Annotated in this window: 20 protein-coding genes; all 20 read right to left on the reverse strand. The window is 58.2% G+C overall.

All coding sequences use genetic code 11. The features are described from left to right. Positions 1-13: 13 nt before the first annotated feature. Entirely contained in the window at positions 14-1,114 is a 1,101-nt protein-coding gene (locus tag KL786_RS22105; protein WP_092235867.1) for a phage tail sheath C-terminal domain-containing protein, read from the reverse strand. Beyond that, positions 1,111-1,302, reverse strand: coding sequence for a hypothetical protein (locus tag KL786_RS22110; protein WP_092235870.1), 192 nt, complete (start codon positions 1,300-1,302; stop codon positions 1,111-1,113). Before KL786_RS22110 ends, KL786_RS22105 begins: the two co-directional genes overlap by 4 nt. Next, the gene (locus KL786_RS22115; protein WP_092235873.1) at positions 1,302-1,868 is read right to left on the reverse strand and encodes a phage protein Gp37; all 567 of its coding nucleotides are present in this window, start codon (positions 1,866-1,868) and stop codon (positions 1,302-1,304) included. The genes KL786_RS22110 and KL786_RS22115 overlap by 1 nt, the downstream gene beginning before the upstream one ends. Then, a complete protein-coding gene (locus KL786_RS22120) occupies positions 1,868-2,359 on the reverse strand; it encodes a phage protein Gp36 family protein (RefSeq protein WP_092235876.1) in 492 nt (163 codons plus the stop codon). The genes KL786_RS22115 and KL786_RS22120 overlap by 1 nt, the downstream gene beginning before the upstream one ends. Next, positions 2,356-2,892 (reverse strand): HI1506-related protein, encoded by a 537-nt coding sequence (locus KL786_RS22125; RefSeq protein ID WP_092235879.1) that lies wholly within the window; start codon positions 2,890-2,892, stop codon positions 2,356-2,358. The genes KL786_RS22120 and KL786_RS22125 overlap by 4 nt, the downstream gene beginning before the upstream one ends. A 9-nt stretch (positions 2,893-2,901) precedes the next feature. Beyond that, positions 2,902-3,795: a Mu-like prophage major head subunit gpT family protein gene (locus KL786_RS22130; protein WP_092235882.1), complete on the reverse strand. Its 894-nt coding sequence runs from the start codon at positions 3,793-3,795 to the stop codon at positions 2,902-2,904. A 26-nt stretch (positions 3,796-3,821) separates the two neighbouring features. Continuing rightward, on the reverse strand, positions 3,822-4,790 hold the full coding sequence (locus KL786_RS22135) for a phage protease (RefSeq protein WP_092235884.1): 969 nt from the start codon (positions 4,788-4,790) through the stop codon (positions 3,822-3,824). Between the two features lie 79 nt (positions 4,791-4,869). Continuing rightward, positions 4,870-5,304 carry a hypothetical protein gene (locus KL786_RS22140; protein ID WP_092235887.1) on the reverse strand — a complete coding sequence of 145 codons (435 nt, stop codon included), beginning with the start codon at positions 5,302-5,304 and terminating at the stop codon, positions 4,870-4,872. A gap of 192 nt (positions 5,305-5,496) precedes the next feature. Next, on the reverse strand, positions 5,497-5,979 hold the full coding sequence (locus KL786_RS22145) for a phage virion morphogenesis protein (RefSeq protein ID WP_092235890.1): 483 nt from the start codon (positions 5,977-5,979) through the stop codon (positions 5,497-5,499). Between the two features lie 102 nt (positions 5,980-6,081). Next, entirely contained in the window at positions 6,082-7,350 is a 1,269-nt protein-coding gene (locus KL786_RS22150; protein WP_092235893.1) for a PBECR2 nuclease fold domain-containing protein, read from the reverse strand. Between the two features lie 2 nt (positions 7,351-7,352). Then, on the reverse strand, positions 7,353-8,909 hold the full coding sequence (locus KL786_RS22155) for a DUF935 domain-containing protein (protein WP_092235896.1): 1,557 nt from the start codon (positions 8,907-8,909) through the stop codon (positions 7,353-7,355). Then, positions 8,909-10,462: a hypothetical protein gene (locus KL786_RS22160; RefSeq protein WP_092235899.1), complete on the reverse strand. Its 1,554-nt coding sequence runs from the start codon at positions 10,460-10,462 to the stop codon at positions 8,909-8,911. The genes KL786_RS22155 and KL786_RS22160 overlap by 1 nt, the downstream gene beginning before the upstream one ends. Further along, positions 10,459-10,971 (reverse strand): DUF3486 family protein, encoded by a 513-nt coding sequence (locus tag KL786_RS22165; protein WP_092235901.1) that lies wholly within the window; start codon positions 10,969-10,971, stop codon positions 10,459-10,461. The genes KL786_RS22160 and KL786_RS22165 overlap by 4 nt, the downstream gene beginning before the upstream one ends. A gap of 4 nt (positions 10,972-10,975) precedes the next feature. Continuing rightward, complete coding sequence (locus KL786_RS22170; RefSeq protein ID WP_092235904.1) at positions 10,976-11,287, reverse strand: hypothetical protein; 312 nt, start codon at positions 11,285-11,287, stop codon at positions 10,976-10,978. After that, positions 11,284-11,595 (reverse strand): hypothetical protein, encoded by a 312-nt coding sequence (locus tag KL786_RS22175; RefSeq protein WP_092235906.1) that lies wholly within the window; start codon positions 11,593-11,595, stop codon positions 11,284-11,286. The genes KL786_RS22170 and KL786_RS22175 overlap by 4 nt, the downstream gene beginning before the upstream one ends. Further along, positions 11,595-11,813: a TraR/DksA C4-type zinc finger protein gene (locus tag KL786_RS22180; protein WP_092235908.1), complete on the reverse strand. Its 219-nt coding sequence runs from the start codon at positions 11,811-11,813 to the stop codon at positions 11,595-11,597. Before KL786_RS22180 ends, KL786_RS22175 begins: the two co-directional genes overlap by 1 nt. Continuing rightward, positions 11,800-12,420 carry a DNA-packaging protein gene (locus KL786_RS22185; protein ID WP_092235911.1) on the reverse strand — a complete coding sequence of 207 codons (621 nt, stop codon included), beginning with the start codon at positions 12,418-12,420 and terminating at the stop codon, positions 11,800-11,802. Before KL786_RS22185 ends, KL786_RS22180 begins: the two co-directional genes overlap by 14 nt. Beyond that, the gene (locus KL786_RS22190) at positions 12,417-13,049 is read right to left on the reverse strand and encodes a transglycosylase SLT domain-containing protein (RefSeq protein WP_215518979.1); all 633 of its coding nucleotides are present in this window, start codon (positions 13,047-13,049) and stop codon (positions 12,417-12,419) included. The genes KL786_RS22185 and KL786_RS22190 overlap by 4 nt, the downstream gene beginning before the upstream one ends. Before the next feature lie 2 nt (positions 13,050-13,051). Then, positions 13,052-13,303, reverse strand: coding sequence for a putative holin (locus tag KL786_RS22195; protein ID WP_092235914.1), 252 nt, complete (start codon positions 13,301-13,303; stop codon positions 13,052-13,054). A 38-nt stretch (positions 13,304-13,341) separates the two neighbouring features. Then, positions 13,342-13,677 (reverse strand): hypothetical protein, encoded by a 336-nt coding sequence (locus tag KL786_RS22200; protein WP_092235918.1) that lies wholly within the window; start codon positions 13,675-13,677, stop codon positions 13,342-13,344. Between the last annotated feature and the right edge of the window lie 13 nt (positions 13,678-13,690).

Here is a 13,690-nt window from a genome sequence, read left to right on the forward strand (position 1 = left end):
CTAAAATCACCTCTTACAGGAGCAGGTCGATGCGACCGGCGAATACATGCAGGCCGTTGACGACGTCGACAGGAATGGTGCAGTTAAGGCGGTTTACGTCCTGGGAAGATCGCTCGACCACCAGCCCGGCCGCATTGGCCTCGACTTCTTCGACGATCTCCAGCTCCTGCGCCTTTAGCAGCACGTCCAGCAGCTCGCCGCGCACTGCTGCCGGGGTCTTTTTCGACAACTTTGAGCGCGGGAAGCGCAAGCGGATGCGATCACGGCACGCCATACGGATGTAATACAGGGTACGGATGGTTGTCAGATCCAACAGCGACACATCTGTGGCTCCCGCCGCAGACTTGGTGTAAGTGGTCACTGCACGGACGATCTGGATAATCTCACCAGGGCCAACTTCAAGTGGAGTCACACCGTTAGCTAAGGCGGTTTCCTGCTCAGCGCGGCCAAGTCGTTTACCCATAGGCGGAACTTTAATTCCTGCAACCTCCAGGGTATTTAGTGGCCGCGCAGGATCTTCCTCGGAGGCGATCACAGCAGCGTATGCTGCGGCGACCTGACGGGCAGTCGATTCCGTGCCAGGCAACGACGCCAGGCTGATAGCGCCAGAGTTCAAGGACGTAGCCAGCGTAGTGGCTGCGGACAAACTGACGGTATTGGCTGCCACACCAATGATGCCTTGCTGCTCCATCGAGCTGGTCCAGGTCTGAATATGCGTTCGCAATGCAGTGAGCGCAGTCTGGCTGTACCAAGCAGGAACCAGAATGGTAAAGCCCCCCATGGCCGTAGCGTCCAGCGCCGCCTTGATATCGGGCTCGGCGTCACCTTCAACTACCACACCCACGGCGGAGATAGAGGCGTAACGGTAGGCTCTGATAAAGGCTTCGGCCATTTCTTCGGCCACAGTTCCACCGAACAAGTCTTTGGCCTCTGGCGAGCTGTAGAACGGCCTCGGGACATTTGCCTCAACTGTCGCCCCCTCGCCAAGCGGCACGATTAGGCACACGTTCTGTTTGTTAGTCGGCAGGTTGCGTACAGCCAGGCGGAGGTTGAACTCCATGTAAACGCCCGGCTTGCGAATCGACGCCGGGATTGTTTCGAATTCGATGCTCATTCAGCGGATTCCTTTGCAGGTTGTTTGGCACCAGCACCTAGTTTGTCGCCGGGCATCAATTCACCCGCCGCCATCCGGCGTCGGTAGTAGGAGGTATCCGGCACATCAACAGCCTTGGCTGTTTCGATGTACTTGTACGGATCGTCTTCCAGGGGCACCCGATGACCAGGTGCAGCTTTAACTTGCATCACACGTCCCTCAGTTCAATGTTGTCGGTAGCGACCGGGTTGGGGTTGTCCGATGGGGTGTGGTAGTTCAGATCAACGCCCAGTAAATCGGGCAAGGCCTCTTTCGGCTTTTCCCAGTCCAGTTCGATGTTGAATGACTGCCCCAGGACAGACAGGTGGTCGCTGGCAAACTTGCCGTTGACCAGGTTGGAAAGCTCCATCGGTTTGATGGCTGCGCGGCCCTCCCAAGGTTGCCAGTCAACCAGTTGGTGCATGCAGGCCTCCCATAGCGCATAGGTGCCAACATCCTTGTCAGTTGTGCCGCGCCGCGTTTCCTTCTCCCCGCGAGGGTGGCGAGCCGCAATCACCAGGCGGAAAGTGATACTTATGCTGTAGCGACCCTGGGCCTTGGGCCTGATCATGGCCTTGGGCACCATCAGCAAAATCGACGGGCAACGCTTGAGCAATTCCGGCAACAGATCAGGGTCGCCTAATTCGCCGCCGTAGCTCGCCACGCGCAAGCGCGGCAGGCTTTTGCTCAACTCGTTGAGTCGGCCTTCGATCAAGTCTTCCAGGTCGCCCAGCATCACAAGTCCCTCAAAGTCCTGCGAGTCATCAGCCGAGGCTGGTGGCTGATCTGGAAACCAGACTGCCCACCATCCGAAGCCCCACGCTCCTTGTCTTCCCTGGCAAGGGTCTCCAGGCGCTTGATCACGTCCTTGTAAAGCACCCGCACGGTCGACTCTTCCTTGCCTGCGTCGTCGTACAGGTGATAGCGGGCGATCTCGGCCAGGTCATCCGTGACCCATGCAGGAGCATCCTCGCCAGCCGCACGGAACCGCAGGTAAAACGACACTTCGCTACGCGCCCGTGTGACGGCGTCGGCGATCCTTGCCAACGTCGCAACAGCAGTAGCTACGTCCTCGGACGGCCATTCGTCCAGGGGCTGACCAGCCGCCGCCGCTACCAGCAACTCAGAGGCGATTACCCGATCTGTATCCGGGACGGCAACCTGTGCGATATCGCGGGCGCCAAATCGGACAATGAGCTGGCTGGCGGACGGTAGCGAGAGGTTCATTTATCTTTGTTCTCGGCCTTGTTGCCATTGGGTTTCCGGGGTTTCGCTGGAGGTTTCGGGGCCTCTGCCTTGGCCGCTTCACGCGCCAGCTCTTCCAGGTTGGCCTCTTCCCAGAGAGCGTCGAGTTCGATGTCGGCCGCGTTCAGTGTCTCTATGTCGTGCTCGATCACAGGGGAAGTTGCCCCTGGTGCCGGACCGTTGAATACAAGCCGACCTCCGACAACGGGCGCGCTGCCGGATAGAACCACTGCATCACCCAGAGCTGTAGCGTTTGCTTCAGTCGCCTGCGACTGGGTGTTTTGTACGGCGTTGGACGTTTTCTGTAGGTCGGCTTCCTGGAGGTTTTCATCGCGGCGGTCCTGTACCTGGTCGAATTCGTCCTCCACATAAGCGAGGACCAATTGAGGCTCTTTGCTGAGAGCCTTTAACTGTTCTTCCGTGAAGAAGTCGTCCGGATATGGGGTTGGCTGGCTGGAGTGCGCGATACCGCAACGACGGAAGCCGTCGCGCTTTGAGGTGATAACGATCGTCATAACGCCCCCTTATCCCAGCCAGCTCGGCGCCAGGATTTCGGCGGTGCCTGCCCATTCGTTGCCGCTGTTGGCATCCTTCACCAGGAGCTTGCGCGCAGCGCCTTCCAGCGGGGACGGCACCACCAACAGGCCGGGGTTTACGCCGAGTGGGCGACCACCGTCAGCATGGAAACCCTTCATCGCTGCACGCGCTGCGGCGTAGTTCTCTGCGTTGAGGGGTGCCTTTGAGCAGAACGCGAACTGCCAGAAACCGAAACCGACGTTCGCACGAGCATCGACGCCATAGCGGTATTCATCGCGCATAAAGACATTTTCGTCGTCCATGCTGGTCATGGCTTTGAGGTCATACTTACGGCGCAGTTGGAAGATGATGGGCTTGATCGCCCGGCTGACATCGAGCAGATACCAGGCTGGGCCTTCACCGTCCTGGTAGTTGCTGACGGAGATTGCAGTGCCGGTGCCGTCAGTGTTCGGGTAGACCGGATGATCGGTGTCGAAGAAGTTCTGGCCGTCATAGCACAGGGTGGTCAAGCCAGCTTTCAACAGACTGAACACCAACTCGTCCGGGTGCGCAGTAGACGCCCGGCCCATCTCGGCAAACAACGGCTTATAGACGCCGATCTGGTCATCTTCGATGGCGTCACGCGGCACGCCCACGGACGACTCATACTTCTTGTTGGTGATCGAATAGCTGTGCGCCGCCATGTTTTTGAGAACACGGTCGCCGATCCACTCGCGAAAGTTCGGGAACTGCCCCAACCAACCATAGGTGTTGCTGGCCGACGTCGACGGCACGGTCGTGGCAATGCGCGCCCAATCGGTCGGCGTGGCTGCCTGGGCATTTTGGAACTCGGCCCGGTACGCGGTGAACAACGCGGCCAAGGTGCCAGAAGTAATGATCATGAATCGCTTCCTTTATATAGAGGGCGTTACGCCTTGCCCTTGATGAAGTCCGCTTCGCTCATGTCCAGCAGCTTGGCGACGTGTTGCTCTTCGGAGTTGAGCGCAGTGGTGGTTTTATCGTGCTTGCGCTCGTCCAGGTTGGAGGGGGCAGCAACGACTGGCGCCGCGTCCACGAATGCCTTAAAACGCGCCAAACCGGTTTCGTCCTGGCAAGCGGCGCGGTGATAGTCGGCCGTTGCCGGGGTTATTTTTCCGGCCTGGGTGGCCGAGGTGATCAGCGCATCAACTTGCTTGTTGTGTTCGGTTTTCTTCTGATCGGCCAAGGCTTGCTCGGCATTGGTGGCTCGTAGCAAAACGCTGTCGTAGTCCGCCCGTGGCATGAACTGCTCAAGGTTGGGTTTTTCGGTGTTCGTCGCTTGCGCGGTTGCTTTGAGTTGAGCCGTGGCCGCAAGGGCCTGTTCTTCGGTCGCCGTAGCAGGCAGGCCGAGTGCAGTCAGAAGCGCAGGTGAAAGCGTCACAGGCGTGACCTCCGTGTTTTCTTGATTGAGGGCGGTCAGCAGGAAGTTGGGTTTATTCGTCAGGCCCGCGCTGACCAGGCGAGCAATACGGGTGGTGTCGGGATCGAAGTCAAAGACGGGGGAAAGAAAGCGGTACTCGCGGTTGATGACTTGCTCGGAGGCACGAGGGGTCCAATCGACCAAGCCCCACAGGGCGCCGTTACGCAGCTCCAATTGCTTGATCCAGCCAGCCGCTGGTGCGGACTCGCCCTTGCTGGCGCGGTGCTGGGTGGCGTGTTCCCAGTCAATGGGCAGGTCAATAGCGCGACCGTGGAAACTGGACTGGACCAACGTCCCGGCTTGTTCGTCGAACAGCCATTGCCGACCATCGCGGCCGGTGACGTTGGGACCAGGGGGGATTAGTTCGACCCACTCCGGGGCCTTGCCGTCAGAGACGGTGGCGGAAAGGTCGGTGTTTAGTGCGAGTTGGGTTTTCATGCCGCCAGTGTGTGAGAACTGGCGGCATGAGTGAGTATCAGCGGGGTTTAAGACTTTCGGGAGAAGGAGTAGCTAAAAGCTACTCCTTGAAAAAGGAAAATGGTTTGAGTTTTCTAAGAAGTCTCATGCGCAATGACTTAATTCTCTTCTCTAGAAAAGATGCGCCAACTGTTAACTCGCTCCGCAATCTTGAATGCTTGACCCAAGCGTCATTGGTAAGCAGATGACTGAGCATTCTTAGTGTTTGTGGGTCATATCGTGGATAAAATCTAAGTTCGAAGATTACCGCGCATTGCCGGTCAACATACATTATGTCGCCTAGATCTTGAGGTTTCACCAGGTCGCGTATTAGTCCGTGGTATGTCTCAAATTCTCGTAGGCGCGCTTCTCGACCCTTCTCAAAAACATACCGGCCAACACCCCACATGAAAGTAACGGCGGCGCCGAACATCCCCAATGGAACCACATTGTCTTTCAGAAGCGTAAAAAACGCCTCAAGGGTGAACCACTCCATTTTACCTTCCTTGCTTAGCTATTTGCTGCGAAGGCGTCATTCTATACACGACCCGGAAAAATCGTCTCACTGTCATAGCCTGTACATGGGGCCTCCAGCCAATCTAACGCAGGTCTAACGCACAATCGCCCCACCACAAGCGGCGGATGTACCCGTGAGACGAGTTCGCCTCGCCTGTGGGATTTGGCGGGATCAGTCTGTTACTGGCTCCAACAGGTACTCTTGAATGATCAATAGCACCTCTGTTTCGTCGTCTGCCGAAAGGCCCAGATACTCCCGCGCCGGGATGTCACCCCAGGGAATAGACTGACCTTTACCTGTCTTACCTGACGCTCCTTTCCTCTGCCCAAACTGGTGGACCGCGCCATAGGGACGGTCTGTACCGAAGGCCAGCTCCGTGCTGGTGACTTGTTTGCGCAGCGTGTCCTGGAGCGTGCCTTTCTCTCGCAGGATTCCGGGGCCTTTCTTTCTGGCGAGGGTGACGGGCGAGAGTGGCGCCCAGGGCGAGCCATCCGGGGCCACCTTCTGTCTAAACCGCTCATCGGTGGATATCTGAAGGTATTCACCTATGTCATTGAGCGGGGTTGTCAGGTCGCCCAGGCGGTCGGCCAAATCGTCCAGGACCTTGCCGACCTGGCTGGTATCTAAGGTGACATCGAGCATTGCACCTGCCACGGTTCTCTCCTACTATCAGTACATCCCATCGGATGAGCAGCCCCTGTCAGGGCCTCCATGCCTACATCCGGGGCGGCCCCGGCGTGACAGCGTCGGGGCTTTTTATTGGGGGCGGCGATACAACCTAACGCCGAGGCGCAGATCATCCAGGTAGTCTTCGCTGTCAGCAACAAAGCCCGTTACGCCATCCCAGCCATCATCGCCTACTTCAAACACAGCAAGCGCAGGTGCTGGGTTGCCCTCGACTTCAAAGCGCGCAAGGTAACGGCGGCGAACTACCGCTTTTTGCTGTGCATAGAGCCATTCCAAGCGAACCCAAATTTCATCAGGTTCTCGCAATGCCTGAGCAACAAGAAGTAGCGTGCGCTCGCGGCCACGCTTTTGTACCTTCAAGGCCCCTGTGCGCTTGACTGTGAACATATCGCGACCAATCACCACAGAGTCACCGGTCACATCCTTGAACAATGCTGGCGCGCTTTGTTTGGCACCGAACTCGGCCAGGAAGCGATCCACGTATACATCGTCGGTCAAACCCGATGGCAGCAACTGACTGGCAGGAACGGAGCGTGGTGCTGGCAGTGCATCGCTAGCGCGGCGATTAGGCAGGCCTGCCGCGTGAGCGCTGGCGGGCTTGCCCTCAATTTCAGGCAGTGGATCATGTGCCCGCAAAGGAGGGACCGCGCCGGAAAGTTTCGACTGACCTGGTGCATATTCGAAGCCTGGGTCAATTCCCTTTGGCACACGAACAGTTCGCGGTCCTTCGGGGCTGTTCTTGCCAATGACCCTGTCTTCCCACTCGATGGCGGGCGCCGAGCCAACTGTAAGCCCCATCCGCTCTACATCTCTGGCTGAGACCATGAACTTTTTGCACTTGCAGCCCCAACCATTTTGCGGGGTATGGGTTGCCCACCACGGATCATCAAGCGGGAGGGTTGTACCGTTCCAGGACAAGTGCATCGGCCGAGGGTGAGCGCTGTCGCCGTGGCGATAAACAGCATATGGGCGACGCTTGCGCAGTTCAGGATCAGCCATCTGCGCTTCGCGCCCGGCGTTATAGGACTGCCGCAAGTTTGTTTCCCAAATGACATTAGTGCGCCATCCACGACCGCCGTTGTACTGCCAGCCATGTTTGCCGACTACCTGGTCGAAATCTTTTCTGAACTGTTCCAGGGTGGTTCCGCTGGCGATAGACTTCTCTACAGCGCCCCGCAAGTCGGTCAGCAGATCTCTTTTTACTGCACCGGCTACAACAAAGGCATAGTCATGTTCAGTGGTATAGATATCCGTCCAGGAGCGAGTTGGCAGATTAACTTTGTTGCGGAAGTAGTCGATCTGCTCTTTGAATGGCAATGAGCCATGAGAGACGGCCACTGTTATAACCCTCTCAAAATATCATTACGTCCAGCCAAACTAGCCGCCATCATTCCATCGGCCATGGCGTCGGCCAGTTGATTGGTGGTCATAGTTGGATAGGTCTCTATCAACCTATCCCGGAACTCTTCCAGGCTGCTGACGGAGTCGAGCAGCTCCTTGACCTGGTCGACCATATCATCCAGATATGTCCCGGCTGTTCGCTCCAACGTCTGCACCTGGTTGTCCACGATGTCCGGTATCGCTATCGGTTTTTTGGGCACTTGCTCGCTATTGGTCGCCTGCGCCAGTACTGGTGCAGCGACTGGCGCAGCTATACCGAGCAGATCGGCACCTGCGGCCGGTGCCGGGATATTGAGCTTGTCGCGTATAACTGATTGCTCGGCCTTCAAACCTAGAGGCACCAGTTCCTTTAGCGCCTCGATCAGGATTTTGGTGTTTTCTGGCTTCGGTACATCAATGATTAACCGGGGATATGGCCGACCAGGTGCAAAGTTCAGTTCGCACCAGGGCCGCACAAAGTAGCGGTTCAAAGTGTTCGATTCGGCCTTGGCGTCAGCTTGCAACAGATCCAGGCGGACTTCGTTATGGATCGTTGCCTGGGCCTGGCTAGAGCCGTCATCGGTGGACATGGTCTGGCCGACCACCGCTTTGCTGATCTGCTTGTCCCACCACTCGGCGAGGCCTTTAAAGAAGTCGCCTGCGCCGGTTACGTTCGCCGCCTGGGTGAAGTCGATACGCATGCTGTCCGGGATCACCGCTGCTGCATCGCTGCCCAGGTTGGCTACGGCTGACATCAGGGTATTGATATCGTCTTTGCTCGCGCCTGGACCATAGCGGCCCACACGCATAGGCATGCCGAAGATATCCGCGAAGCCCATCCAGTCCTTCCAGGTCCAGGCTTTGCACATGTAGCCAACCGCCGCCAAACGCGCCAGACCACCCCTGATCGGCAAGCCCGAACGGATGCGCGGCAGGTGGACAATGAACTTGTACGGCGTCAAGGCAATGCCATTGACCATATCGGCCTCATCGAGCAGGCGCAGCTCCCGGCCGGTGTCGCGGTCGAACTGGAAAAACCGCTGATCCCGTGGTTCAAAGCGCGATGGGTTCCAGGTCTTGCCGCTACGGTCCCACATGATTTCGGAGACGGCATAGCCCTTGCCCATGGCATCGGTGAGGTCGGCTTGCAGTTCCCCGAACTCTGGAGACTCCACAATTTCCTTGAGTTGGTCGGCGCGCCTTACGTCCTCGGCGTCGTCGCTGGCAGCTTCTACCCGGATAGCAAGGCCAGACACCGCCAACTTACGTGTGCCTAACACCGAGGCGTAATGCAGATCCCGTTCTTCCATCTCCTCGGCAAGGGTCAGGTAGTCATGGGCCGACCCTTCGGCGGCGGCTTGCAGGATGGCGGCAAGACGACCAGGCGTCAGACCGCTGGCTACCGACTGGTGCCAAACTTGGCGAATGCCGGTGGTGCGGGCTGCGGCCAGTTCTTCGGTGAGCTTGTCGTATTGGATCGGGCGACCGTATTGGTCCACGATTTTGGATTGAGCCATTACCAAATGCCTTTAGTGGAGCGCCAGCCGGCGCCGATCTGGATCTCGCGATCATGCTGGGACGCGGGCAGGACTCGGTGATATTCGATGATCTCGACTTCCTGGCGAGAGGCGTAGTCGGCCAACACAGCAGCGATACCCGCGTCGCCATGGCGCTTGGGGCCGGACTTTTCGCCTTTCTCGTTGGTGCGCTTTTCTGGAATACGGGCCACGCCCTTGACCATCCGAAAGGCGCGCACGTCGCTAACCACGTCCTTGTCGGCCGGGATGTCGTAGAAGGTGTCGTCTTCAAGGGCAGCCTTGAACGGCGGCATGTTGTCGCGATACCAACCTTCGGTGAGCATCACCCGCTCAATACGGTTAAAACCGAACTCAACGGCAGTGTCTTCCGATAATTGCGAACCGTTGCCTCTGGCGTCATCGGCGCCATTGAGGAAATTGGGTAAGCGACGAATGATGTAAAACTTGATTTGCAGTTGCTGCTTGAATGGGACGTTACGCAGCTCAACCACAAAGGGTGTGCGTTTGCGTAGGTTCTGTTCCTTGAGCAACGGCCAGAAGACTGAGAGGTCGCCAGAGCGTCCGAAGTCCATACCGTAAAAACTTTGCACGTCCAGTGGAATGGCTGACAGAAGCGGGAGCAAATGCTCTTCGCACCATTCCAGGGACTCGGCCAGGCGCAGATGTTCAGCGATGGTTTCATAACCCTGCGGATAGGCCAGGCGCAGAACCGGCACGTTACGGTTACTACGCTGCTCGACCAGGGCCATACTGAGAAAGGCACCGCCGCCTTGGGACGGCACGCAGTCCAGTTCCTCGTCGGCTGCATCGCCGTAGAATCCGTATACATCCTTCACCCAGGCAAGTTCGTCCTCAAGCCTGTACTCAATTCCCTTACGCAAGCAGACACGTTTGTACAGCCCGTCAGCTACCGCTTCACCGAACGTGCAGCGGAACACTTCGCCATTGCGCTTGCCTGCCCGAATCTCGTTGACCAGGTCATTAAAGGGATTTTCGGTTCCATCGTGGGTGCTGATCACATGGACTTCACCACCCCAAATCAGAAGAGCCATGGCCGCTTTCAGCAACTCGGCCAAGTCCGCATGGAATGCAGCTTCGTCGATCACCACAACACCCTGGCGGCCGCGCAGGTTGGATGGTCGGCTGGTCAGCGCCACGATGCGGTGGCCGCTGGGAAACGCGATGGTGTAGGTTTTGATGTGTTTGTCGGGGTCGCTATCGGGCCAAATGCCTTCTTCTATTTGCTCGGCCGCGTAGTTGTAGGCCCGCGCCCACATGGCGCAGGCCTGGATATATTCGACTGTCATGTCCTGGTTGTAGCCCAGGTAGTAGACCGTCTGGCCGCCCGCCGATTTTTCTGAGGCTGCCACCAGGACGTTATCTGCTGCTTCGGCCCAGGTGAGGCCAATACGCCGGGACTTCTCGCCCACCTTGAGCGGGGCGCGGATACCGATCCATTCCTTCTGATAGTCGAGTAGCACGGCCGGTGCGAGCAAGGTGGCGGTGCTGTCCAGGATAAGGGGGAGGCTCACGATGCCATCCCCAGAATCTCGCGGCGGATTTCGTCGGCCGTTGCCTGAGTCATCCCACCTTTCTTGGCAATTTTATCAACGCGAGCCGCTGCTGTTTCGACCTTCTCCCGCCACTCGGCTTGCCATTTCTTCTGCACCACCGAAGCCTTGCCCAGCTCGGCCACAGCTTTGGCTACCTTCGGCAAGTCCATCTGATCACCATCAGTCATCAGCAATTTGAATAGGTGCTCCTGGACCAGGCGCATCAACGCTTCGTTGACCGCGCCTTCTTCATCCGGCGCAGCGGCCACCACGGCGCGAGCCTGTTCGCTTGCCATTTTCAAGGCCGAGAGTTTGGACTCGAAGTCCTGACCATAACGATGCAGCGCAGACTTGCTGATTGAAAAACCCTGGGTCGACAGCTCGTTAGCCAGGGCTTCGTAATCGCTGAAGTTGTTTTCGGCCAAGGCTTTGTCGAGCCAGTTTTTAACTGACTTGGGCAGACTGGCGACTTTGCTGCGCGGGGGCATGGCGTCAGCTCCAGTATTTTTCTGGGCGGGCAATACCAGGATTGCAGTCGATGGTGTACTCGGCCACGTCGACACCGTAGTGGGTCAATCCGCAGATCCACGCACCGCTAGACTGTTTCTTCAGGGTTGTCAGGCTGCGGTCGGCCAGGTAGTCCAGTTCGCGCCGTAGTTCCAGGCTGGTGGCATCGGGGAAGATGCCCTGGATGGTCGACAGCACCACCGCTTCGTGGGGGTCAACGGGGCGCGATGTGTTGAGGGTAAGGATGATGTACCAACGCAGGGATTCCCGGCGGGCCTTGGCTGGATCAATGTTCATGGGCGTAGTCCTTTGAGCTGAACGTTTTCTAACTTGAGTGCCAGGCCGTCGAGCTTGGCTTCGATAATGGATTGATTGCGTGCCCAGTCTTCTCGGCGGACGTAGTGCAAAGGCATCTCGCCACGCAGGCGCTCCATGCCGATCTCCATCTCGCGCAGGCGCTCACTGTCCTTGTCCACCACGGCAAAGCGTTGATCCAGGCGCCGTTCCATTTGCACCAGGAGCATTTTCATAACGCCGACAAATGCGCCGAGGATGGTCACGGCGATACTGATCATTTGCCACACCGGCATTTCGAGTGTCGCCATTAGTGCTTGCTCCTTTCGCGACGGGTTTGGCACTGCGCGCAACGCTGCACACCGGGGATGGCTTGGCGCCGTTCTTCGGGTATCGGCATGTCGCAATCAGCCACCTGGCAGAACTCGGCCGAGGGGCCGATCAAAATTTCTTGCTGTGCCAAATGAGTCGCTAAAGCGCTTTCGTTGTGCAGGGCTTCCAGGACGCTGGCGTAGTCACTTGCTTTCATTGCGGGTCCAATTGATCAGGTCTTTGAGCTGCGCCCGGCAGATTCCATACAGCTCGCCATTGCGTACCTGGTTGGTCAGGAGTTGTTCCTGGGTGACGCCTGAGTCGAGGTCGTCAGCGTTTCCGGTTCCGCTGGCAGGCGCAGGAGTTCGGCCGGAGCCGTTCGGGGTTGGCATTGCGGAACTGGGGGTAATACCGTTTGCGGCGTTCCACACGCGGACAAAGCCAGTAGTGAACACAGCAGCAGGCAGTGGCTCAGGCTTCGCATCCAAGGCGCGGCGATAGAGTTTGGTAACACGGGCAACATCTCCTGTGAGTCGGTCAGTGGTCTGACGCAGGGTTTCTTTGGTGTCTGCAAGCTGGCTAACCAGTTGATTATTTTTGCCTTGCTCGATGCGTAGCCGCGCCAGATCTGCATCGGCGGCGAGCTGCTTTTCCACGGCGTGTTCTTTACGCAGAACCTCTACAGCGGTTTCCCCTTCGGACTTAGCCAGGCTGTAGCCTTCGTCGTAGCCGTCCTGGCGGTTCAAGTGAAAGCCGTACACCACGACGCTGATAACAGCCACGTACCAGAGCAGCGGCTTGACCAGGTCAAACAGGCTTTTCATTGGCAGACCCCCTGGCCCCAGCCATCAGCGACATACAGGGCTTCCCAGCGCAGGAGGATCAGGCGCGGGTATTGGCGGTTTTCCTTGAATGCAGCGGCCGAGCGGCCGTTGTTGAACCGCTCGACAGAGTTGAACCAGGTCAGCGGATCGGCCCCTTTAGCCGATGCCAACTTGCGATCTTTGATGACCCAGCCCAAACCGCCGTTGTAGGCAGAAAGGATCAGCGCCCCTTGTTCGCAGGGGCCACGCGCCTGGATGCGGTTCGCCAGCCAACGGTCATAGCTGACAAGCGCTTGCATGGACCAAACCGGGTTATACGGCTCGACCTTGCCAAGGGCTTTGGGGAACAGCCCTGCGAGCCAGGTGGCGGTCGAGGGCATCACTTGGCCCAAGCCTTGCGCACCGACGGGCGACCGGGCGTCGAACCTCCAGCGGCTTTCCTGGTGGATCTGGGCGGCGGAGGTGGACACCGGGGCGTCCAAGCCCCATTCGGCTTGGGCGATACGGGTTAGGTCGCGGCGGTAGCGTTCGGCCTGGTCTGGGATTTCGGCTCTGGCTGTTGAGCAAGCGCTCACAACTACGAGCAATACCAGGCAAGCCGCCGCAAGGTTGAGTAGATGTTGTCGCATCGTTAAAGCCCCAGCGTCAGGCCAAGGACGCAGCCCAGTACGACCAGGGCGCGGCGGATGCCCGCCATGGGGCGGTCGCAAGCGGGGACCGTATCTGGTCGTGCATAGGGGAACAGAGCCCGGTCGAGCCAATAGCCCAACACACAACCCAGTGTGACCAGGCCACATTTATAGAGGACAACGGGCAATTTGGTTGGGGCGACAATTGCCAGACAGAACAGCAAGGCGATGGTGATCAACGCCCAAAAGGTCATGCGAGGCGTGCGGGGTTTCCGTTTCGATACGGTGCTAGTCATTGGGATACTCGCGGTGAATGCATGGTGGCACGCAGTGCGGCCAGTTGTTGAGCGGCCACAGAGGCATTGCCGCGCACGTAGGTGGGGGCTTGGTATTCGGCAAAGGTTGGTGTGATGGTTCTTACAGGGGGGCGTAACTTTTCCTGTTCCCGGACGTGTTGCTCGGTGCGGGCTTCGGCTTGTGAGATATGCGACTGCACCAACTCCCGCCAGTCGGCCGGAACCTTGGCCCACAGCACCGCACGCGCTGCATCATCACCTGCGGCTTGAATAAGCTGGGCGAACTGGCGCGGCCGTTGGGGCCGGGAAACTTTGGGGGGAGCGGAATGCATAGCGCGAACCTGC

This window comes from Pseudomonas sp. TAE6080 (genome assembly GCF_018732265.1).
Lineage (GTDB): Bacteria > Pseudomonadota > Gammaproteobacteria > Pseudomonadales > Pseudomonadaceae > Aquipseudomonas > Aquipseudomonas brenneri.

Bases quoted from the DNA above. Each gene is read 5' to 3' on its own strand.
- KL786_RS22105 (WP_092235867.1), bottom strand. From the start codon at position 1,114: ATGAGCATCGAATTCGAAACAATCCCGGCGTCGATTCGCAAGCCGGGC.
- KL786_RS22110 (WP_092235870.1), bottom strand. From the start codon at position 1,302: ATGCAAGTTAAAGCTGCACCTGGTCATCGGGTGCCCCTGGAAGACGAT.
- KL786_RS22115 (WP_092235873.1), bottom strand. From the start codon at position 1,868: ATGCTGGGCGACCTGGAAGACTTGATCGAAGGCCGACTCAACGAGTTG.
- KL786_RS22120 (WP_092235876.1), bottom strand. From the start codon at position 2,359: ATGAACCTCTCGCTACCGTCCGCCAGCCAGCTCATTGTCCGATTTGGC.
- KL786_RS22125 (WP_092235879.1), bottom strand. From the start codon at position 2,892: ATGACGATCGTTATCACCTCAAAGCGCGACGGCTTCCGTCGTTGCGGT.
- KL786_RS22130 (WP_092235882.1), bottom strand. From the start codon at position 3,795: ATGATCATTACTTCTGGCACCTTGGCCGCGTTGTTCACCGCGTACCGG.
- KL786_RS22135 (WP_092235884.1), bottom strand. From the start codon at position 4,790: ATGAAAACCCAACTCGCACTAAACACCGACCTTTCCGCCACCGTCTCT.
- KL786_RS22140 (WP_092235887.1), bottom strand. From the start codon at position 5,304: ATGGAGTGGTTCACCCTTGAGGCGTTTTTTACGCTTCTGAAAGACAAT.
- KL786_RS22155 (WP_092235896.1), bottom strand. From the start codon at position 8,909: ATGGCTCAATCCAAAATCGTGGACCAATACGGTCGCCCGATCCAATAC.
- KL786_RS22165 (WP_092235901.1), bottom strand. From the start codon at position 10,971: ATGCCCCCGCGCAGCAAAGTCGCCAGTCTGCCCAAGTCAGTTAAAAAC.
- KL786_RS22170 (WP_092235904.1), bottom strand. From the start codon at position 11,287: ATGAACATTGATCCAGCCAAGGCCCGCCGGGAATCCCTGCGTTGGTAC.
- KL786_RS22175 (WP_092235906.1), bottom strand. From the start codon at position 11,595: ATGGCGACACTCGAAATGCCGGTGTGGCAAATGATCAGTATCGCCGTG.
- KL786_RS22180 (WP_092235908.1), bottom strand. From the start codon at position 11,813: ATGAAAGCAAGTGACTACGCCAGCGTCCTGGAAGCCCTGCACAACGAA.
- KL786_RS22185 (WP_092235911.1), bottom strand. From the start codon at position 12,420: ATGAAAAGCCTGTTTGACCTGGTCAAGCCGCTGCTCTGGTACGTGGCT.
- KL786_RS22190 (WP_215518979.1), bottom strand. From the start codon at position 13,049: ATGCGACAACATCTACTCAACCTTGCGGCGGCTTGCCTGGTATTGCTC.
- KL786_RS22195 (WP_092235914.1), bottom strand. From the start codon at position 13,303: ATGACCTTTTGGGCGTTGATCACCATCGCCTTGCTGTTCTGTCTGGCA.
- KL786_RS22200 (WP_092235918.1), bottom strand. From the start codon at position 13,677: ATGCATTCCGCTCCCCCCAAAGTTTCCCGGCCCCAACGGCCGCGCCAG.